20 protein-coding genes are annotated in these 20726 nt (G+C 72.1%); 9 read left to right on the top strand and 11 right to left on the bottom strand.

Going from position 1 to position 20726, the window contains the following annotated elements; genetic code table 11:
- Positions 1-91: 91 nt before the first annotated feature.
- A complete protein-coding gene (locus ACBR40_RS41430; RefSeq protein WP_371252253.1) occupies positions 92-667 on the top strand; it encodes a TetR/AcrR family transcriptional regulator in 576 nt (191 codons plus the stop codon).
- On the opposite strand, the gene ACBR40_RS41425 is transcribed toward ACBR40_RS41430, so the two are convergent.
- Genes ACBR40_RS41425 through ACBR40_RS41400 form a run of 6 tightly spaced genes read right to left on the bottom strand, consistent with a single transcriptional unit; the run spans position 655 to position 8481 of the window.
- The gene (locus tag ACBR40_RS41425; protein WP_371252252.1) at positions 655-1323 is read right to left on the bottom strand and encodes a response regulator; all 669 of its coding nucleotides are present in this window, start codon (positions 1321-1323) and stop codon (positions 655-657) included. The genes ACBR40_RS41430 and ACBR40_RS41425 overlap by 13 nt on opposite strands.
- On the bottom strand, positions 1320-3854 hold the full coding sequence (locus ACBR40_RS41420) for a DUF4118 domain-containing protein (protein WP_371252251.1): 2535 nt from the start codon (positions 3852-3854) through the stop codon (positions 1320-1322). The genes ACBR40_RS41425 and ACBR40_RS41420 overlap by 4 nt, the downstream gene beginning before the upstream one ends.
- A 1-nt stretch (position 3855) precedes the next feature.
- Positions 3856-4662: a potassium-transporting ATPase subunit C gene (locus ACBR40_RS41415; RefSeq protein WP_371252249.1), complete on the bottom strand. Its 807-nt coding sequence runs from the start codon at positions 4660-4662 to the stop codon at positions 3856-3858.
- The gene (gene kdpB, locus ACBR40_RS41410; RefSeq protein ID WP_371252248.1) at positions 4663-6729 is read right to left on the bottom strand and encodes a potassium-transporting ATPase subunit KdpB; all 2067 of its coding nucleotides are present in this window, start codon (positions 6727-6729) and stop codon (positions 4663-4665) included.
- Position 6730: 1 nt separating this feature from the next.
- Complete coding sequence (kdpA, locus tag ACBR40_RS41405; RefSeq protein ID WP_371252247.1) at positions 6731-8392, bottom strand: potassium-transporting ATPase subunit KdpA; 1662 nt, start codon at positions 8390-8392, stop codon at positions 6731-6733.
- Positions 8392-8481, bottom strand: a complete 90-nt coding sequence (locus ACBR40_RS41400; RefSeq protein ID WP_344213194.1) for a potassium-transporting ATPase subunit F — start codon at positions 8479-8481, stop codon at positions 8392-8394. Before ACBR40_RS41400 ends, kdpA begins: the two co-directional genes overlap by 1 nt.
- Positions 8482-8753: 272 nt before the next feature.
- Between ACBR40_RS41400 and ACBR40_RS41395 the strand changes: the two genes are divergently transcribed.
- Positions 8754-9401: a response regulator transcription factor gene (locus ACBR40_RS41395; protein WP_344213196.1), complete on the top strand. Its 648-nt coding sequence runs from the start codon at positions 8754-8756 to the stop codon at positions 9399-9401.
- A gap of 3 nt (positions 9402-9404) precedes the next feature.
- Here the strand turns inward: ACBR40_RS41395 and ACBR40_RS41390 are convergent, their stop codons facing one another.
- The 3 genes from ACBR40_RS41390 to lgt form a co-directional block, all read right to left on the bottom strand.
- Positions 9405-10664, bottom strand: a complete 1260-nt coding sequence (locus tag ACBR40_RS41390) for a sensor histidine kinase (protein ID WP_371252246.1) — start codon at positions 10662-10664, stop codon at positions 9405-9407.
- Positions 10665-10693: 29 nt separating this feature from the next.
- Positions 10694-11587 carry a type II CAAX endopeptidase family protein gene (locus ACBR40_RS41385; RefSeq protein WP_344213200.1) on the bottom strand — a complete coding sequence of 298 codons (894 nt, stop codon included), beginning with the start codon at positions 11585-11587 and terminating at the stop codon, positions 10694-10696.
- Between the two features lie 77 nt (positions 11588-11664).
- Positions 11665-12480, bottom strand: coding sequence for a prolipoprotein diacylglyceryl transferase (gene lgt, locus ACBR40_RS41380; RefSeq protein WP_371252245.1), 816 nt, complete (start codon positions 12478-12480; stop codon positions 11665-11667).
- A gap of 112 nt (positions 12481-12592) precedes the next feature.
- Here lgt and ACBR40_RS41375 point away from each other — a divergent pair, with 112 nt between their 5' ends.
- The 5 genes from ACBR40_RS41375 (at position 12593) to ACBR40_RS41355 (ending at position 17283) form a co-directional block, all read left to right on the top strand.
- The gene (locus tag ACBR40_RS41375) at positions 12593-13720 is read left to right on the top strand and encodes a sensor histidine kinase (RefSeq protein WP_371252244.1); all 1128 of its coding nucleotides are present in this window, start codon (positions 12593-12595) and stop codon (positions 13718-13720) included.
- Positions 13717-14352 carry a response regulator gene (locus ACBR40_RS41370; protein ID WP_371252243.1) on the top strand — a complete coding sequence of 212 codons (636 nt, stop codon included), beginning with the start codon at positions 13717-13719 and terminating at the stop codon, positions 14350-14352. Before ACBR40_RS41375 ends, ACBR40_RS41370 begins: the two co-directional genes overlap by 4 nt.
- Before the next feature lie 159 nt (positions 14353-14511).
- Positions 14512-15357 carry a peptidoglycan-binding protein gene (locus ACBR40_RS41365; RefSeq protein WP_371252242.1) on the top strand — a complete coding sequence of 282 codons (846 nt, stop codon included), beginning with the start codon at positions 14512-14514 and terminating at the stop codon, positions 15355-15357.
- 47 nt (positions 15358-15404) lie between these two features.
- On the top strand, positions 15405-16298 hold the full coding sequence (locus ACBR40_RS41360; RefSeq protein ID WP_344213210.1) for a peptidase inhibitor family I36 protein: 894 nt from the start codon (positions 15405-15407) through the stop codon (positions 16296-16298).
- 34 nt (positions 16299-16332) lie between these two features.
- On the top strand, positions 16333-17283 hold the full coding sequence (locus tag ACBR40_RS41355; protein WP_371252241.1) for a SpoIID/LytB domain-containing protein: 951 nt from the start codon (positions 16333-16335) through the stop codon (positions 17281-17283).
- Between the two features lie 44 nt (positions 17284-17327).
- Here ACBR40_RS41355 and ACBR40_RS41350 read toward each other — a convergent pair whose 3' ends face one another.
- Entirely contained in the window at positions 17328-17876 is a 549-nt protein-coding gene (locus ACBR40_RS41350; protein WP_371252240.1) for an NBR1-Ig-like domain-containing protein, read from the bottom strand.
- 840 nt (positions 17877-18716) lie between these two features.
- Positions 18717-19328 carry a hypothetical protein gene (locus tag ACBR40_RS41345; RefSeq protein WP_371252239.1) on the bottom strand — a complete coding sequence of 204 codons (612 nt, stop codon included), beginning with the start codon at positions 19326-19328 and terminating at the stop codon, positions 18717-18719.
- 205 nt (positions 19329-19533) lie between these two features.
- On the opposite strand from ACBR40_RS41345, the gene ACBR40_RS41340 reads away from it, so the two are divergent.
- On the top strand, positions 19534-20397 hold the full coding sequence (locus ACBR40_RS41340; RefSeq protein WP_371252238.1) for a dioxygenase: 864 nt from the start codon (positions 19534-19536) through the stop codon (positions 20395-20397).
- A 6-nt stretch (positions 20398-20403) separates the two neighbouring features.
- Entirely contained in the window at positions 20404-20688 is a 285-nt protein-coding gene (locus ACBR40_RS41335) for a hypothetical protein (protein WP_371252236.1), read from the top strand.
- Positions 20689-20726: the final 38 nt, after the last annotated feature.

Below are 20726 nucleotides of genomic sequence, written 5' to 3'. Positions count from 1 at the left end.
GAGATAGAACGTTCGGTCTTGTCGTCGGTAAGGGTGGCAGCGGGCTTCGTGGCTGTCAAGACCGAACGTTCTATCTGCTACGCTCCCTGCAATGGTGCAGAACACGTCAGAAGCGCGAGCACGGCTGCTCGGGACCGCCACCCGGCTCTTCTACGCGGAAGGGCTGCACGCCGTCGGGATCGACCGGATCGTCGCGGAGGCGAAGGTGACCCGCGCGACGCTGTACCGGCACTTCCCCAGCAAGGACGAGCTCGTCGTCGCCTACCTGCGCGGCGCCGACCAGGCCATCCGCGACCGGGTCGGCGAAGCCCTCGGCGGCGGCCGGCCGGCGGCCGACGTCCTGCGGGCGGTCGCCAGGTCGATCGCCGAGGACATCCGGTCGCCCGGGTTCCGCGGCTGCGCCTTCCTCAACGCCGTGGCCGAATATCCGGACCCCGGACATCCCGTGCACCGGGCCGTGCTCGCGCACCGCGAGTGGTTCCTGAGCACCGTCACCGACCTGCTCGCGCGGGCCGGGGAGACGCCGCCCGAGCCCGCGGGCCGGCACGTCGTCATGCTGCGCGACGGCGCGATGGCGGCGGGCTGCCTGACCGACCCGGTGGCGGTCGGCGAGACGTTCCTGCACGGCGTCGAGCTGGTACTCCAGCGGACCGCTCAGGGCACGTAGCGGTAGCCCATGCCCGGTTCGGTGATCAGGTGCCGGGGGTGTGCGGGGTCGCGTTCGAGCTTCCTGCGGAGCTGGGCCATGTACTGGCGCAGGTAATGGGTCTCCTTGACGTGCTTGCTGCCCCACACCTGGGTGAGCAGGTAGCGCTGGGGGATGAGCTTGCCGGGGTTGCGCAGCAGGATCTCCAGGATGTGCCACTCGGTGGGGGTGAGCCTGATCCCGCCGGAGACGGTCTTGCCGACCAGGTCCACGGTACGGTCGCCGAGGCGCACGGCGGCCGGCTCGGCCTCCTGGACGCTGGTGCGGCGGGAGACGGCGCGGATGCGGGCCAGGAGCTCGTCGATCCCGAAGGGTTTCGTCACGTAGTCGTCGGCGCCGGCGTCCAGGGCGCCGACCTTGTCCTCGTTCCCGACCCGGCCGGACAGGACGACGATGGGGACGCGGGTCCAGCCGCGCAGCCCGTGGATGACGTCCACCCCGTCGATGTCGGGCAGGCCGAGGTCGAGGACGATGAGATCGGGACGCCACTCTGCGGCCTGGCGCAGCGCGGAGGAGCCGTCGGCGGCGACCGCGACCTCGTAGTGCCGGGCGGCCAGGTTGATGCGGAGCGCGCGCAGGATCTGCGGCTCGTCGTCCACGACCAGGATCCTGGTCATGGCGCCGCCCCGCTGTGGACCGGCAGGTTGACGATCATCGTGAGACCTCCTCCTGGCGTCTCCTCGGGGATGAGGGTCCCGCCCATGGCCTCGGTGAGCCCGCGCGAGAGCGCGAGGCCGAGACCGACGCCGGTGCCGTTGTCGCGGTCGCCGAGCCGCTGGAACGGCAGGAACACCCGCTCGTGGTCCTGCGGCGGGATGCCGGGGCCGCGGTCGGCGACCCTGATCTCGACCTGGTCGCCGTGCCGGCCGGCGGTGACCAGCACCTTGTAGCCGGGCGGGCTGTAGCGGACGGCGTTGGCGATGAGGTTGGCGAGCACGCGTTCCAGCAGCGCCGGGTCGGCGACGACGTCGGGCAGCTCGACGGGCACGTCGTCCTCCACGTGGTCGCACAGCGGCCCGAGATCGTCCACGGCCCGGGGCACGACCTCCTCCAGCGCCACGGGCTGGAGCGCCAGGCCGAGGACGCCGGCCTGGAGGCGGCTCATGTCGAGCAGGTTGTCCACGAGCCGGCCGAGCCTGGTCAGGGACTCGTCGGCGGTGGCGAGCAGTTCCTCGCGGTCCTCGTCCGTCCACTCCACCTCGCTGCCGCGCAGGCTCTCGACGGCCGCCTTGGCGGCCGAGAGCGGGGTGCGCAGGTCGTGGCTGACGGCCGCGAGCAGCGCGGTGCGCATCTTGTCGGCCTCGGCGAGCGGCCTGGCCAGCTCGGCCTCCTCCTCCAGGCGCTCCTGGCGCAGCGCGACGGCCGCCTCGGCGGCGAACGCCTCCAGCACCCGCCGGTCGCCGGCGTTGAGCAGCCGGCCGCGGGCCGCGAGCACCAGCTCGTCGCCGATCACGACGTCGGTGTCGGCGTCGGCGGGCGCGGTGCAGGGGGCGCCTCCCGAGGTGGCGATGATGCGCCAGGCGCGAGGGTCGCCCCGGTCCTCGGGAGTGGGGTCGCCGACGCGTTCGAGCAGGGTGACCGAGTCGAGCCCGAACGTCTCGCGCAGCCGTCCCAGCAGGGACGGCAGCGCGGCCTCGCCGCGCAGCACGTGCCCGGCCAGCGTGGACAGCACCTCGGCCTCCGCGGCGGCGCGTGCGGCCTGGCGGGTACGCCGGGCGGCCACGTCCACGATCGTGCTGACCGCGGCCGCGACCAGCACGAACACGATCAGCGCGAACAGGTTCTCCGGATCGGCGATGGTGACGCGTCCGACGGGCGGGGTGAAGAACCAGTTGAGCAGCAGCGACGCGCCGACGGCCGCGGCGATGGCCGGCCACATGCCGCCCACGAGGGCGACGCCGACGACCAGGAGCAGGAACAGCAGGATCTCGTTCGGCAGCCGCAGCACGTCGCGGAAGGGGACGAGCGCGGCGGTCAGCGCGGGCAGCCCGGCCACCGCGACGGCCCAGCCGGCCAGCCGCCGTTCGGGGGTCAGGGCGGCGCGGGCGCGCTCCGGCCGCCTGCGGCCCTTCTTGGCCTCCTCGTGGGTGACGAGGTGGACGTCGATCGAGCCGGACAGGCTGATGGTTTCCACGCCGACGCCGCGCGCGAGGATCTGCGCGAACCGGCCCCGGCGGGAGGCGCCGAGCACGAGCTGCGTGGCGTTGACGCCGCGGGCGAAGTCGAGCAGCGCCCGCGGCACGTCGCCGCCGACGACCTGGTGGTAGGAGCCGCCCATGCTCTCCACGAGGGTGCGCTGGCGGGCCAGGCTGGCCGGGTCCGCGCCGGCCAGCCCGTCGGCGCTGACCACGTGCACGGCCAGCAGGTCGGCGCCCTTGGTGCGGGCCGCGATGCGCGCCGCCCTGCGGACCAGGGTGTCGCCCTCCGGGCCGCCGGTCAGGGCGACCACGACCCGCTCCCTGGTCTCCCACGTGTCGGCGATGCCGTGGTCGGCGCGGTAGCGGTCGAGCTGGTCGTCGACCTTGCCGGCGGCCCAGAGCAGGGCCAGCTCGCGCAGCGCGGTGAGGTTGCCGACCCGGAAGTAGTTCGACATGGCCGCGCTGACCTTCTCCGGGGCGTACACGTTGCCGTGCGCCATGCGCCTGCGCAGCGCCTCCGGGGACATGTCGACCAGCTCGATCTGGTCGGCCCTGCGCACCACCTCGTCGGGCACGGTCTCGCGCTGCGGGACCCCCGTGATCTCCTGGACGACGTCGTTGAGCGACTCCAGATGCTGGATGTTGACCGTGGAGATGACGTCGATGCCGGCGTCCAGGATCTCGTCGATGTCCTGCCAGCGCTTGACGTTCCCCGAGCCCGGCGCGTTGGTGTGGGCCAGCTCGTCGATCAGCGCGACCTTCGGCCGGCGTTCGATGACCGCTCGCACGTCCAGCTCGGTGAAGGCGGCCCCGCGGTAGCGGACGGTCCTGCGCGGGACGATCTCCATGCCCTCCAGCAGGGCGGCCGTACGGGGCCGGCCGTGCGTCTCGACCAGGCCCACGACCACGTCACGGCCGCGTTCGAGCGCGCGGCGGCCCTCGCTGAGCATCGCGTATGTCTTGCCCACCCCGGGGGCCGCCCCGAGGTAGACCCGTAGCCTTCCTCGCACGTCAGCCCTCGTCGAGGGCGAGGTTGAGTTCGAGCACGTTGACGGCGGGTTCGCCCATGAAGCCCAGTATGCGCCCCGTGGTGTGCTCCTCGATCAGCGCCCTGACCCGGTCCAGGGGAAGGCCGCGCTCCCTCGCCACGCGCGGGGCCTGGAGCGCGGCGTAGGCCGGCGAGATGTGCGGGTCCAGGCCGGAGCCGCTCGCCGTGACCGCGTCGGCGGGAACGGCGGGGGACGCGGGGGCGTTCCCGCGCACGGGCACGGTACGGCCGGCCGCGTAGTCCTCCCCCGGCCTGGCGCACTCGACCCGTACGCCCTGATAGGCGGCGACGAAGGGGACGGCGGGGCAGGGCTGGTTGACGCTGACGGCGCGGCCGGGGAAGACCTTGAGCACCGCGCCGACGCCGTCGGGCGTGCAGTACGGGCGGGCGCCGCTGACGCCCTCCAGCTCGCCGGCCGCCCTGGACCGGGCGCACACCTGCGTGAGCAGCGAGCGCCTGCCCTGTGCGACGTCGATGACGTCCTCGGGGCCGAGGTTGCTCGCCGAGGTGGACATCGGGTCGTAGCCGGCGGCCGACGGGCGGGACTGGAAGTACTTCCTGACCGGACGGCCGGCGGCGTCGGTGAAGGACTGGCCGATGAGCGAGCTTCCCGCGTCCCTGATGACGGAGCCGTTCGCCTTGTCGTGGAAGAGCACCTGGGCGAGGCCGGTGACGACCAGCGGATAGATCAGGCCGAGCAGGACGGTGAGCACGGCGAGCGTGCGGAGCGCGGCGAGGTGCCGGCGCAGCGGGTTCGGCAGGTGTTTCATCTAGGACATCCCCGGGAGGAGCTGGAGCAGCAGGTCGATGACCTTGATGCCGGCGAAGGGCGCGACGACGCCGCCGAGGCCGTAGACGTACAGGTTGCGGGACAGCAGTTTGGAGGCGCTGGACGGCCGGTAGCGCACGCCGCGCAGGGCGAGCGGGATCAGCGCGACGATGACCAGCGCGTTGAACACGACCGCGGCCAGGATGGCGGACTGGGGGCTGGCCAGGCGCATGACGTTCAGCGCGTCCAGGCCCGGATAGACGGCCGCGAACACGGCCGGGATGATCGCGAAGTACTTCGCGACGTCGTTGGCGATGGAGAACGTGGTCAGCGCGCCGCGCGTGATGAGGAGCTGTTTGCCGATCTCGACGATCTCGATGAGCTTGGTCGGGTTGGAGTCGAGGTCGACCATGTTGCCGGCCTCCTTGGCGGCGGAGGTGCCGGTGTTCATGGCCACGCCGACGTCCGACTGGGCGAGGGCCGGGGCGTCGTTGGTGCCGTCGCCGGTCATCGCCACCAGCCGGCCGCCCTCCTGTTCCCGCCTGATCAGGGCGAGCTTGTCCTCGGGGGTGGCCTCGGCCAGGAAGTCGTCCACGCCGGCCTCGTCGGCGATGGCCCTGGCGGTCAGCGGGTTGTCGCCGGTGATCATGACGGTCCTGATGCCCATCCTGCGCATCTCGTCGAACCGCTCGCGCATGCCCGCCTTGACCACGTCCTTCAGGTGGATGACGCCCAGGACGCGGCCTCGCTCCGCGACCACCAGCGGCGTGCCGCCGGAGGCGGAGATGCCGTCCACCACGTGGCCGGCCTCCTCGACGGGATGGCCGCCGGCGTCGCGCACCCACTTCATGACCGCCGTGGCCGCGCCCTTGCGGACCTCGCGCCCGTCCACGTTCACCCCGGACATCCGGGTCTGCGCCGTGAACGGCACCCACTCGGCGTGCGCCAGCTCCCCCGGCCCGCGCTCGCGCAGGCCGAAGCGCTGCTTGGCGAACACGACGATGGAGCGGCCCTCGGGGGTGTCGTCGGCCAGGCTGGACAACTGCGCGGCCTCGGCCAGCTCGGCCGCGCTGACGCCGCGGACCGGGACGAACGCGGCGGCCTGCCGGTTGCCCAGGGTGATCGTGCCGGTCTTGTCCAGCAGCAGCGTCGAGACGTCGCCCGCGGCCTCCACCGCCCGGCCCGACATGGCGAGCACGTTGCGCTGGACCAGGCGGTCCATGCCGGCGATGCCGATGGCCGACAGCAGCGCGCCGATCGTGGTCGGGATGAGGCAGACCAGCAGCGAGACCAGCACCACGCCGGTGACGCCGTTCGCGTCGAGGGCGGGTGAGTCGGCGACGCCGGGGTTGACGAGCTTGGAGTAGATCGCGAGCGGCTGCATGGTCACGGTGGCGACCAGGAAGATGACCGTCAGCGCGGCCAGCAGGATGTTGAGCGCGATCTCGTTCGGCGTCTTCTGCCGGTTCGCGCCCTCGACCAGGGCGATCATCCGGTCCACGAAGCTCTCGCCGGGCTTCTGGGTGATTCTGACGATGATCCGGTCGGACAGCACCTTCGTGCCGCCCGTGACCCCGGAGCGGTCGCCGCCGGACTCGCGGATGACGGGGGCGGACTCGCCGGTGATGGCCGACTCGTCCACGCTGGCGATGCCGTCCACGACGTCGCCGTCCCCGGGGATGGTCTCCCCCGCCTCGACGATCACGTGGTCGCCCTGCCGCAGCTCGGGCGCGCGGATGACGTCCCAGCGCGTGGGGTCGGCCGGGTCCGCCAGCCGGCGGGCCTGGGTGTCCGTCTTGGCCCTGCGCAGCGTGGCCGCCTGGGCCTTGCCGCGGCCCTCGGCTATCGCCTCGGCCAGGTTGGCGAAGACGACGGTCAGCCACAGCCAGGCCACGATCGCCCAGGCGAAGACCGACGGGTCGAGCACGGCGAGGACGGTGGTGAAGACCGCGCCGACCTCCACCACGAACATCACCGGGTTGCGCCACAGGGTGAACGGGTCGAGCTTCTTCAGCGCGCCCGGCAGTGAACGGATCAGCTGCTCCGGGTCGAGCATGGGGGCCGGCATGTCAGGACAGTCCTTCCGCGATCGGTCCGAGCGCCAGGGCGGGGAGGAAGGTGAGGGCGACCAGGATGAGCGTCACGCCGATGACCATGCCGACGAACTGCGGTCGGTACGTCGGCAGCGTGCCGGCGCCCTCGGGGACGGGAGACTGCGCGGCCAGCGAGCCGGCCAGGGCCAGCACCAGGATGATCGGTACGAACCGGCCGAAGGCCATGCACAGGCCGAGCGCCACGTCGTACCAGGGGGTGTTGACGGTGAGGCCGGCGAAGGCGGAGCCGTTGTTGCCGGCGGCGCTGGTGAAGGCGTACAGGACCTCGGACAGGCCGTGCGGGCCGGTGTTCAGCATGCTCGCGCGCCGCTCGGCCGAGCCCATCGCGGACGCCGTGCCGACCAGCACCAGGACCGGGGTGACCAGGAAGTAGAGCGAGGCGAGCTTGATCTCGCGGGCGCGGATCTTCTTGCCCAGGTACTCGGGGGTGCGGCCGACCATCAGCCCGGCCACGAACACCGTGATGACGGCGAGGACGAGCATGCCGTACAGGCCGGAGCCGACGCCGCCGGGGGCGACCTCGCCGAGCATCATGTCGAACATGGTCATCATGCCGCCGAACGGGGTGTAGGAGTCGTGGAAGGAGTTCACCGCTCCCGTGCTCGTGAGCGTCGTCGCCGCGCCGAACGTGGCGGAGTTCGAGACACCGAAGCGGACCTCCTTGCCCTCCATCGCCGCGCCCGCCGCCTGCGGCACCGTGGCGTGGCCGGACAGCTCGAAGACGTTGGTGAGCAGGACCCCGGCCAGCGCCAGCACGCCCATCACGGCGAGGATCGCGTAGCCCTGGCGGAGCTGGCCGACCAGCCGGCCGAAGGTGCGGGTGAGCGAGAACGGGATCACCAGGATGAGGAAGATCTCCAGCCAGTTGGTCCAGGCGGCCGCGTTCTCGAAGGGATGGGCGGAGTTGACGTTGTAGAAGCCGCCGCCGTTCGTGCCCAGCTCCTTGATCGCCTCCTGGGACGCGACCGGGCCGCCCGTGATGGCCTGGTTTGCGCCGGTCAGCGTGGTCACCTCGTGCGGGGCGGAGAGGTTCTGGACCAGCCCGCCGGCGACCAGGACCAGCGCGCCGACGAACGCGATCGGCAGCAGGACGCGCAGGACGCCGCGCACCAGGTCCACCCAGAAGTTGCCGATCGTGCCCGACCGGGCGCGGGCGAACCCGCGCACCAGGGCGACCGCCACCGCCATGCCGGCCGCCGCCGAGACGAAGTTCTGCACGGCCAGGGCGGCCATCTGGGTCAGGTGGCCCATGGTGGACTCGCCGGCGTACGACTGCCAGTTGGTGTTGGTGACGAAGCTGATCGCGGTGTTCCAGGCGACGTGGTCGGTGACCGGTTCCATGCCGAGGCTCAGCGGCAGCCGGTCCTGGAGGCGCTGGAGGGCGTACACGGCCAGGACCGAGACCGCCGAGAACGCCAGCAGGGCGCGCGCGTACCCGCCCCAGCTCTGCTCGGCCTCGGGGTGGACGCCGAGCAGCCGGTAGATCGTCCGTTCGGGCCGGCTGTGCCCGGTGGCGGAGTAGACGCGGGCCATGTAGTCGCCGAGCGGCCGGTACGCCAGCGCCAGCGCGACGACCAGGGACGCGACGAAGAGCATCCCGGCGGCGGTCGTGCTCATCAGAACCGCTCGGGGAACAGCAGGGCGGCGACCATGAGGATCACCAGGGCCACGGCGATCACGAGACCGGCGGCGTTGACGGCGCTCACAGCCGCTCCACCGCCTTCACGACGAGCCCGAGGACCGCGAAGACCGCGATCGTCAGGGCCACGAAGATGACGTCTGCCATCCCACTCCTCAACTCGATGAGGTCCGGAAGGACCTGTCACCAGCAAACGATGCGGATTGGGAGGTTTGGTGGTTCTTGACGCATTTCATACGGCGGCAGCCCAAATATTGACGGCCTTCCTACTCCCTGGGGCCCGCTGGCCTAGGGTCTGAGGGCGAGGACTGTGACAGCGGGCCTGGAGGTGAAGCCGCCTTGCGGATCGTGATCGCCGAGGACGACCCCCTGCTGCGCGAGGGCCTGGCGCTGCTGCTGCGCGCCGAGGACCTGGACGTGGTGGCGACCGCCCCTGACGCGGCCGGGTTCCTCGACGCCGTGGCCGCGTACGAGCCGGACGTCGCCATCGTGGACGTGCGCATGCCGCCCACCCACACCGACGAGGGCATCAGGGCGGCCGTCGAGGCCAGGCGGCGAAGGCCGGGCCTCGCCGTGCTCGTCCTGTCGGCGTACGTCGAGCAGGCGTTCGCCACCGACCTGCTCGCCCACGGCAGCGCCCGCCTCGGCTACCTGCTCAAGGAGCGGGTCGGGCGGGTCCAGGAGTTCCTGACCGCGCTGCACCGGGTGGCGGACGGCGGCACCGCCATCGACCCCGAGGTGGTCGCGCAGCTCCTGACCCGCAACCGGCCCGGCAACCCGCTCGACCGGCTCAGCCCGCGCGAGCGCGACGTGCTGGCCCTCATGGCCGAAGGGCTCGGCAACTCCGCCATCGCCGAGCGGCTCGTCGTCACCGGCGGGGCCGTGCACAAGCACATCAGGAGCATCTTCGCCAAGCTCGACCTGCAGCCCGCCGACGGCACCGACCGCCGGGTGGCCGCCGTGCTGCGCTACCTGGAGAGCACCTGACCCTCACGTCCCTGCGGGCAGGGTCACGTCGAGGGTCGTCGGCCCGCCGGCCGGGCTGCTCAGCGTGAACGTCCCGTCGTGCGCCTCGACCCGGCCCCGGATGCCGGCGAGCCCGGAGCCGCGCTCGTCCGCGCCGCCGCGTCCGTCGTCCGTGACCTGGAGGAGCAGCCGGTCGCCGAGGCGGCGTACGCGGACGACGGCCCGCCCGGCCTCGCTGTGCTTGGCGATGTTGGTGAGCGCCTCGGCCACCACGAAGTAGGCGGTGGCCTCGACGGAGGCGGCGGCCCTGATGAGCGGATCGGCGTCGATCCGGCAGGGCACCGGGCAGGCCGCGGCCAGACCGGCGAGCGCGTCGGCGAGGCTCTTGTGGGTCAGGACGGGCGGCAGGATGGTGCGTACGACGCCGCGCAGCTCGCCGAGCGCCTGCTCCGCGGCGCTCTGCGCCCGTTCGAGCGACTCCCTGGCGGTGGCCGGGTCACGCTCCAGCGCCCGGAGCGCCGCGCCGAGCAGCACGTTGACGGCGACGAGCCGGTTCTGCGTGCCGTCGTGCAGCGAGCGTTCGATCCTGCGCAGCTCGGCGGCGTGCGCGTCGAGCACGGCGGCGCGGGTCGCGGTGAGCTCCGCCACCCGCAGGTGCAGGTCCACGTCGGCGCCGGGCCGCAGCAGGCGACGCCCTGACCAGGCCTGCAGCCGGGCCATCCAGGGTGCGACGAGCACGGTCAGCGCGATCTCGACCGGGGCCAGCGCGGCGACGGCGAGCGCGCCCGCCGCGTCCCTGACCTCCCACATCCCGTACGCCGCCGTCGCGGCCTCCTCGGCAGGCAGCAGCCACCACCACAACGCGAAGGTCACGTCCTGCACCGCGTGCAGCGGGAGGGTGAGGGCGACCAGGCCCAGGAACAGCCCGGCGGAGCCGTGCGCGACCGTCCAGGCCAGCTCCCGCCGCACCGTCCTGTCGGCGAGCGCCGCGCGCAGCCCGGCCGGGGGCGGGGACGCGGCGACCAGCTCCTCCGGGCCCCAGCGCGAGAGCCTGGCCCGCTCCCTGTCGGCCACCGCGCGCAACCCGCGCAGCGTGGCCGGCACCAGCGGCACCCCCACGCCGACCAGGCAGGCCAGGCCGGTGACCACCGCCGACATGAGCGCCACCAGCGCCAGGACCGCCGTGCCCATCCCGGCGACGAGGTGTTCGAGCGCGTCCAGTGCGGCGCGGCCCCGGGCGACCAGGTCCACGCGCCGAGGGGCCCGGTTCTCGCCGTTCGTCATGAGCACGCACCTCCCAGGCCCGCCACAGGCTATCGCCGGCTCATCACGGTTTCCGTTCCCGCGGCCGCAACGGGCTCCGTGGATGGACGGTAACCCAGGCGGCCACGGGTGGCGATGAGCACCACGACGGCCCCGGTGGTGCCCGCGAGAAGGGTGACCCGGGACGCCAGCTCGGGCGTGGCGAGCGTCGGGAACACCTCCGCGAAGGCCACCGACATGAAGTTGTTGACGCTGACGTGCAGCAGCATGATCAGCGGCAGGCTCTGCCCGGTCCGGTTGAAGACCCAGGTGACGACCACGTTGAAGGTGCAGCAGAACGCCACGAACTCGAGAATCCGCTGCGGGCTGACGTCCGGGTACCCGCCCCACTCCGACAGGAACAGCGGCAGGTGCCAGAGACCCCACAGCGGGCCGAGGATGATCGTGGAGCCCAGCGCGCCGAACCTGCGCTGCATGCGCGCCAGCGCGAAGTCCCGCCAGCCCGGCTCCTCCGCCAGCCCCGTGGTGACCATCTGGAGCAGCAGGCTCGGGATGTAGGCCGCCAGCACGGCGGCGGGAGGAGCGGTGAACTGCCCGTCGGTCATGGCGAGGCAGGTGACGATGATGGCGGCGGGGACGCCGATGGCGGTCACCAGATACCAGACCCAGCTCACCCGCCACTTGGTCATCCGTCCCACCCACCGGCGGACGCCCTCCTTGCCCTCCGCGATCCTGGTCACGAGGTAGGCGGAGAAGATCGGGCCGAGGTAGGCGCCGGGCAGCATGCCGAGCAGCTGCGAGGTGCCGAGCAGGGCGGGGAACTCGAAGTCCAGGACCCCGGTGCCGTTCCGCGACAGGATGTACGGCAACCAGGCGACCCAGCTCAACAGGTTGGCCAGGATGAAGAAACTGAGCAGCGGGCGACGGCGGACGAAGACTGCCATGTCGGTACTTCCCTTGGGGGAGCGCTTGATGGACAGTCACCAGCACACCAGCGACGCCCCCTCCCGGTCGTTCCCCCTTACGCCCCAACGGAGGTACAGCCAGGGGTACCGGGCCTGCGCGTGACGGTCAGGTACGTGAGGGCCGCGCCGAGGGTCAGCAGGGCGGTCCAGACGTTGAGGCGCAGGCCGAGGACGAGAGGGGCGGGGTCCACGCGCAGCCACTCGATCCAGGCGCGTCCGGTGGTGTAGGCCGCGCCGTACAACGCGAAGGTCCGGCCGCGGTCCAGGTGGAAGCGGCGTTCGGCCCAGAGGACGAGCCCGGCCACCCCCAGGTCCCACAGCGACTCGTAGAGGAAGGCCGGATGGTACGTCGCCGTGGACTCCATGCCGGCTGGCCGGTGGGCGGCGTCGATCTCCAGGGCCCAGGGCAGGTCGGTCGGCCTGCCGTACAGCTCCTGGTTGAACCAGTTGCCCCAGCGGGCGATCGCCTGCCCGAGCGCGATCCCGGGCGCGACGGCGTCGGCGAAGTCCCGCAGCGGAATGCCGCGCCGGCGGCAGGCCAGCCACGCGCCGAGCGCGCCCCCGGCGACGGCGCCCCAGATGCTGATCCCGCCCTCCCAGATCGCGAAGGCCCGCAGGGGCTCGCCGCCGGGGCCGAAGTACTGCCGCCAGTCGGTGGCCACGTGGTAGAGACGCGCCCCGACCAGGCCGAACGGCACGGCCCAGGTCGCGATGTCCACGACCGCGTCGGGGTCGCCGCCGCGGGCGGCCCAGCGGCGGCGGGTGACCCAGGCGCCGACGACGATGGCGAGCACCATGAGCAGCGAGTACGCCCGAATGGGCAACGGGCCGAGATGCCAGACGCCCTGGGACGGGCTGGGGATGGCTGTCACACCGCCGAGTCTCGCCCCGCGGCGGCCGGGCGCGCATCGAGCGGGACGCCGATTCCCGGGTCAGTCGACTGGTTGATGCCGGACCGCCGGACGGCTGGTTATCGTCGATCCCGTGGAGTCCTGGGAGCGGTCCCGGCGCCGGTGGCAGCACGCCTTCTTCGGGTCGTGGCTGGTGCTGACCTCGGCCGGCCCGCTGACGGAGGTGGGCCAGGCCCTGCCGGTGGCGCTCGTGGCCGGGCTGGCCGCCTGGTACGCGGTGTGGTTCGTGCTGCGCACGCCGCCGGCCGGCGAGGTGCCCCTGCCGTACGTCGCCGGCGGCGGGCTGCTCTGGCTGGGGCTGTTCGCGATCGACCGGTCGTTCCTGGTGGTCTGCCTGTGCGTGCTGGTGCCGTACTGCATGGACGCCGTGCGGATCGGGCTGGTCGCGGTGCTGTCGTGCGCCGGGGGCTGGTTGTGGCACAGCTACCACCACGGCGGGTCGATCAGCTGGACCGAGCTCGCCATCACCGCGCTGATCGCGGTCAGCGCGGCCACCTCCGTGGGCTACTTCTCCTCCGTGGCCCGGCAGAGCGCCGAGCGCAAGGAGCTGATCGACCAGTTGCAGGCCGCCCAGGAGGCGCGGGCGGCGGCCGAACGGCAGGCGGGCGTGGCCGCCGAGCGGCAGCGGCTGGCGCGCGACATCCACGACAGCCTGACCCAGGGGTTCGCCAGCGTGGTGATGCTGCTGGAGGCGGCGCAGGAGCGCTCGCCCGATGACCGGCACCTGGCGCAGGCGTTGCGTACGGCGAGGGAGAACCTCACGGAGAGCCGCCGCGTGGTGCGGGCGCTGCGGCCGGGCGAGCTCGACGACGGCGGCCTGCCGGAGGCGCTGCGGCGGCTGTCGGGCCGGCTGTCCGACGAGACCGGCATCGACGCGCACGCCGTGATCACCGGCGCGCTGCGGCCCCTGGAGGCGCAGGTCCAGGTCGAGCTGCTGCGGGTGGCACAGGAGGCGGTCGCCAACGCCCGGCGCCACGCGCGCGCCGAGCGGGTCACGCTGACCCTGTCGTACATGGACGACCTGGTCGTGCTGGACGTCCACGACGACGGCGACGGCTTCGACCCGGGGCGGGCCGCCGCCGGCCACGGCCTGCTGATCATGTCGGAACGGATGGCGCAGCTCGGCGGCACGCTGCTCGTGGAGAGCGCGTCCGGGGAGGGCACGACGGTCGTGGCGAGCCTGCCCGTGGGGGCGCGATGAGCGCGATCCGGGTGCTGATCGCCGACGACCATCCGGTGGTCCGTGACGGCATCAGGGCAATGCTCGGGACGCAGGACGACCTGGAGGTGGTCGGCGAGGCGGTCTCCGGCGCGGACGCGGTGCGCCTGGCGCGCGACCTGCGGCCGGACGTCACGCTGATGGACCTCCAGATGCCCGAGCTCGACGGCGCGGCGGCGATCAGCCGGATCCGCGCGGCCGACCCCGGCGCGCGGGTGATCGTGCTGACGACGTACGACACCGACGGCGACATCTCCCGCGCCATCGACGCCGGGGCGATCGGCTACCTGCTCAAGGACAGCCACCGCGAGCAGCTGTTCGCCGCGATCAGGGCGGCGGCCCGGGGGGAGAGCGCGCTGTCGCCGTCGATCGCGACCCGGGTGTTGTCGTGGGCGCGCGCCGACGCGCCCGGCGCGCTCAGCGGGCGGGAGATCGAGGTCCTGAGCGCGGTCGCCCGAGGGCTGAGCAACAAGGCCATCGCCGCGCAGCTGTGCATCAGCGAGGCCACCGTCAAGACCCACCTGCTGCACGTCTTCGCCAAGCTCGGCGTGGACGACCGCACCGCCGCCGTGACCGTGGCGGCCACCCGGGGGATCATCCGCCTCGGCGGCTGACGCCACCCGGCCGCCTGTCAGACGGCGTGTAATTCCGCAGGCAGGAGCACGTCGAACAGGCTGACAACACGGATCTCCTACCGGACACGCGGGCGAGCCGCCACCTTGGACTCCGCCACCCCGGAATCGCCGCGTGGCCCCGTGAACCAGGAGTACCCGATGAAGCTGTCCTCATGCGCCGCCCTGCTCGCGGCGGCCGTCCTGATCGCCCCACTGAGTGGGGTGACCGGGGCGGCGGCGGCACAGAAGGCCGACGCTGGGGCCCTTCCGACCGTCAACATGGAAGCGGCCGTCAAGGCGGCCCAGATCGACCCCCGGCGGCCCGACAACACGCTGACCCCGGGCGCCAAGGCCGGCGTGCTCCTCGTCGAGCAGGCGCTGCGTGACCTCCGCCTGCTCGACGCGAAGTGGGTGGACGGTTACTTCGGCACCACGACGGTCACCGCCTACGCGAACTACCAGAAATCGCTCGGCCTCAGCGGCCTCGACGCCAACGGCCTGCCGGGCAGGACGTCGCTCACCAAGCTCGGCGCCGGCCGGTTCACGGTCACCCAGGCCATCACCCCGGGCGCTCGGGTGTCCGTCGGCGGTTCCGTGCTCAACACCCGTACGCGGGACATGCTCGCGGAGGCCAAGCGGCTGCTCGGCCGGGACCTCACGCTGGACCAGGGGTCGTACAACCCCGGCGGCGACCCCACGTCCGTCGGCACCCATGACGGCGGCGGCGTCGTCGACATCTCGGTGGACGGGATGAGCGCCGCCACCCGCACCGCCGTCGTCCGCGCGCTGCGTCTCGTCGGCTTCGCCGCCTGGCTGCGCAGCCCTCAGCAGGGCGACTGGCCCTGGCACATCCACGCCGTCGCGATCAGCGACACGGATCTGTCCAGCCAGGCCCAGCACCAGGTCGGCGACTACTACCTCGGTCTGAACGGGCTAGCCAACCGCGGCCCGGACGACGGCCCGCGGACGACCATCCGCACCTGGGAGGAGTACCGGCGGCGCTGACCCCGTACTCCGATCTCGATCTCGAACAGCACAGACAGGAGAACAGCATGAGCAAGCTCACCAGGATCCTCACCGCCACGACCGCCGCGATGGCGCTCGGCGGAGCGGTGCTCGGCACCGCGGCCCCCGCCTCGGCCGCGAGCCGCGACGGTGTCTGCGACACCGGGGAGTTCTGCTACTACTTCAACAGCAATCAGCAGGGGTCGGTCTCCGACTTCACCGGATCGATCCCTGACTACAGCACCACCCAGCCTACCTGCTACGACTTCAAGGGGGCCGGAGCAGGGAAGGGCACCTGCATCAAGAACTCCGCCGCCTCCGTCTGGAACCGCAGCGGCAAGACCGTCCGCGTCTACTTCAACACCGGCTACGCCGGCAGCTACCAGGACTTCGCCGCCGGCGCGAAGGGCAACCTGAACGCCACGCTGAAGAACCAGAACGCCTCGCACCAGTTCGGCCCGTCGTCGTCGGGGAGCGGCGGCGCCATGTCGTACTCGCTGTACTCGGCCACTGGCCGGATCACCTGCGGCTTCGACGGCTACACCTCCACCTCCGGCCGGCACGAGGGCATCGACATCGCCCGCGGCATCGGCTCCAACGTGCACGCCCTCGTGGCGGGCCAGGTCATCAACGTCGTGCGCGGCGCCACCGGCAGGGCGAACCTGTCCACGATCGCCATCTACAACTCCTCGCTGAACAAGACGGTGATCTACCTGCACTCCGCACCGGTGTCCTCCCTGGCCGTGGGCCAGCAGGTCCGCCGCGGTCAGGTGATCGCCACCGAGTCGTGGCGTGGCGTGTCGAGCAGCTCGTCCGCGCACACCCACGTGGAGATGCGCCTCGGGCGGCAGACGCGCGCCGCCAAGAGCGTCGGCGACCCGCACCTCGACAACCCGAACCCCACCTCGTTCTGGAACTCCCAGGGCTACAGCATCCGATAACGCTCCCCGGCCGCGACCAGAAGAGGAAGACAACGTGTCCGTACGAACGGTCCGCCTGCTCTCACGGCTCGCCGCGGCCACCGCCGCGATGGCGGTCGGCGGGGCGGTCCTCACCACCGCCGCCTCCCCCGCCGCCGCAGCGAGCCGCGACGGGGTCTGCGACACCGGCGAGTTCTGCTACTACTTCAACAGCAACCACCAGGGGTCGGTCTCCGACTTCACCGGGTCGATCCCCGACTACAGCACCACCCAGCCCACCTGCTACGACTTCAAGGGGACCGGAGCAGGCAAGGGCACCTGCATCAAGAACTCCGCCGCCTCCGTCTGGAACCGCAGCGGCAAGACCGTCCGCGTCTACTTCAACACCGGCTACGCCGGCAGCTACCAGGACTTCGCCCCCGGCGCGAAGGCCAACCTGAACGCCACGCTGAAGAACCAGAACGCCTCGCACCAGTTCCTCAGCTCCACGTCGCCGGCCGGGTGCAAGACCGACGGCACGGACACCAAGCTGCCCACGACGATCCTCGTGTACCGCACCTCCCTGGACCGCGTGGAGCGGGTGGACTTCAAGACCTACGTCAAGAACGTCCTGCCCAACGAGTGGGTGTCGAGCTGGCCTGCCGAGTCGCTCAAGGCGGGGGCGCTCGCCGTGAAGAACTTCGGCTGGTACTGGGCGCTGCACTCCAACCGCAGGACGCCGAGCGGTGAGTGCTTCGACGTCTACGACCACACCTCCAGCCAGGTGTACCAGCCCGGCTCGGCGAAGGCGACGACGAGCGCCGCCGTGGACGCGACCTGGGGCACCCGGCTGACCCGGAGCGGGAAGATCTTCCGGGCGCAGTACTGCTCCACGACGACGGCGTGCGGCAACTGGGTCGACGGCGACTGGATGTCGCAGTACGGCTCCCGCGACAAGGCCAACGCGGGCTGGAGCTACTCCAGGATCCTCCAGCACTACTACACGGGGATCACGCTCGGCTCCTGAGCCGCCGTCCCTGGTTCCCCGTCGCGCCCCGGCGTGGCGGGGAACTAGCGTGCGTCGACGATGATCTGGAAGTTGATCGGCCGGCTCCCCGGGAACAGGATCGCTCCCGAGGCGTCCACCATCTTGAACCGCACGTAGCACAGGCCCGGCTTCCTGGGCGTGGTGACGACGGTCTCGACGTCGACGGTGCCGCCGGGCGGGGTGTCCTTGATCGGCACGTCCGAGATGGTCTGGCACTGGTCGGCCTGCTGCGCGAAGTCGAGGCGGCGCAGCGAGTATCCCGTCCACGGCACGGTGCCGGCGTTCTTGAGCCGCCACACCTTGGTCACGGTCTTGCCGGCGTCGACGCGGGCGCAGTCGGGGAGCGTGACGTCCTCGATGAACTCGGCCTTGTCGCCCGGGTGCAGGGGCGGGGCCCAGGGCGGGTTGGTCGAGCGCACCGGGCACTCGGCCGGGGACAGCGCGGCGGCCGACGATCCCGGCCCGCTCGGGGCCGGGCCGGGGTCGTCGGTCGCGGCGCCGTTGTTGAGCACGGTCACGACGACGGCCACCGCCCCGGCGACGACGACCACCGCCGCCGCCAGGGCGGCCACGCGGGCCGACCGAGATCGCCCCTTTCCGGCCGGCGGCACGGCCGGCGACATGGGAGGGGGCACGGGAAGGGGCGCGGAAGGGGGCGGCGGGACGCCGTCCGGGGACGGTGGCGCGTCGTTCGGGGACGGGGGCGCGTCGTTCGGGGAAGGCGGCGGGGCGTCGTTCACGGGGGGCGGTGGGGCGTCGTCCGCGGATGGGGGCGCCTGCGACGCGAGGGCGAGCCGTGCAGCGCCGGGCCCGGCCGCGAGTCCGTCGGACGGACGCGCCGCCCCACCGGACAAGCGGTCCACCGCACCATCCGACGGACGCGCCGCCCTACCGGACAAGCGGTCCATTGCACCATCCGACGGACACTCCGCCGCATCGGGCAGGAGCTCCGCTCCGCCGGACGGACGAGCCGCCGCGGCGGACGGCTGCTCCGCCGACGTGGCGGCGCGGGGCGTGGACTCACCGGCGCTCGCCGATCTGACCACCCGGTTGGCCTGCTCCCAGCGCTCGCGGTAGTCGGCCGGATCGGCGTCGCACGCTTTGACGAACTCGACGGTGGTCTCCCAGCTCGGGAGCCGGTTGCCTTTCGTGGCCTCGTGGAGTGTCGTGTGGGAAATCGCCCCTGACCGGCCGGACATCTCCCGGTAAGGCGGGTTGCCGACCGCGTTGCGCAATTCTCGCAAGGTCGCCGCGAAGCTCTCGATCGCCTCCGCCCGTGCACGCCTGTCGTCCACCGTGCGAAGGTAACAGCACCCACGGTCCGCCCTCAACCCGAACCGGTATCAGCACGAACGCCGGCCGGCCTATTCGCGAACCGTGGATGCCCGTCGGCTTTGTTATGGAATCCCGCCTCACTTGTCGCGGAACTTCGCCATTTTCTGTTTGAAGGCTTCGACCCGGTCCCCTTTCAACACCCCGACGCTCCCGCCTTTCAGCGGGCCGCCTTCGGGGGTGAGGAAGCCCATCTTGTTGAAGCTTTCCGCGGACTGGTCGGTCGCGGCGGTCAGGTCCACCACCCCGCAGTACGTGAGCCCGACATCCACTATCTGCCAGCCGACCCCGAGGAAGGGGTTCGGCGCGGCGGCCTCGCTGACCGCGGGGCGGACGATGTTCCACGGCGCGACGGACGCCTGGTCGATTTTGAGCGAGCTTCCGAGTTTGCTCACCACGGCGATGCCCTGGACTTTGCCGTCATGCTTCGTGACCAGGGAAAGGAGCGTCCCCGCGCGCACGAGATACGACGTCGTCAGCATGTCCTTGATCGCTTCCAGCTCGGCCTTGCAGTTCTGGTAGACGGGATTGTCGTCGCTGGGGTGAGACTTGTGATACTGCAGCATCTCGGTGACGGCCGTGGCCAGCTCTTTCCGGATGGCCGGAGAATCACCGACGAATTCGGTGCAGCCCGCCGGGATGCTTCTGAACGGTTTTAAACCGCTCGGCCCGCCCTCTGGTTGTGTGCTCATGAATCCCCCTCCATTGGCACGAAGGCATTCATCGTACGACTCAGCCCGAATTTGTCCATGGCCGGCGGCCCTCGCCCGCCGCTCCTGGCAACCGGTAAGATCCGCGCGGCTGCCCTGCCGCAGAGGAGCGACACCCCTGTCCGGAGCCCTCCTGGTCGCCGCCGACGGGCCGCTGACGACATACGACGTCGATCGGAGGACCACGATGACCACGACCCCTGACCCCGCGGTCGAGCGGGCGGCGGACGAGCTCACCCGGAGCGTGCTGGCGAGCTTCGACGGCGCGCCGGAGCGGCTGCGTACGCTCGCCCGGGGCCTCGTCTCCCACCTGCACGCCTTCGTGCGCGAGCACGACGTCACCGACGAGGAGTGGCGGCACGCGATCGGCTTCCTCACCCGGGCCGGGCACCTCACCAGCGACGTCCGCCAGGAGTTCGTCCTGCTCTCGGACGTGCTCGGCGTGAGCAGCCTGGTCGACATCCTCGGCAACGCCCGCGCCGCCGGGGCCACGCCGTCGGCCGTGCTCGGCCCCTTCTACGTCGAGGGGCCGCCGGAGCTGCCGCAGGGCGCCGACATCTCCGGCGGGCTCGACGGCGAGCGGGTCCTGGCGGACATCACGGTCACCGACACCGCCGGGGTCCCCGTCGCCGACGCCGTGGTGGACGTGTGGCAGGCGGACAAGGACGGCTACTACGACGTCCAGCTCCCGGACCAGGACGGGCCGGTGCTGCGGGGGCGGCTGCGCACCGACGCGGACGGGCGGCTGACGTTCTGGACGATCCTGCCGGCGCCGTACCCGATCCCCGACGACGGGCCGGTGGGCGAGCTGCTGGCCGCCGCCGGACGCCACCCGATGCGCGCCCCGCACCTGCACTTCCTGATCGCGGCCCCGGGGCGGCGCACGCTGGTCACCCAGCTCTTCGTCGAGGGCGGCGACCATCTCGACTCCGACGCCGTGTTCGGCGTGAAGGAGCCCATCATCGTGCCCTTCGCCGAGCAGCACGGCCCCGCGCCGGACGGGCGGCCGGGGCCGTGGCGGCGGGTGCAGTTCACCTTCCGGCTGGCCTGACGGCCCGTGGAGATCATGATCGGCCGCGGCCGCGAGTCCGACCACCTGCTGATCCCGGTCCTCGGCCGCTCGTTCCCTGCCAGCGCCGACCCCTGGGACGCGAGCTGGCTGCGCACCCCCGTCCACGTCCGCGCCGGCGGCTTCACCGCCGACCTCGACGCCCGGCTCCGCCTGCGCGACGATCCCGCGTCCGGGAACACCCTCAGCTTCGAGATCCAGGGCCTGGACCAGACGGACCTGCCGCCGCTCGTGGCGGCGCTGCTCGCCGTGGAGGAACGGTTCCCCCTGTGAGTTGGCCGGGGGGCGTTGCGTGAAATATGTTCATGCTG

The organism is Nonomuraea sp. AD125B, from assembly GCF_041402765.1.
In the GTDB taxonomy this organism is placed as follows: Bacteria; Actinomycetota; Actinomycetes; order Streptosporangiales; family Streptosporangiaceae; genus Nonomuraea; species Nonomuraea bangladeshensis.
This window is presented reverse-complemented; position numbering and strand designations above follow the sequence as displayed.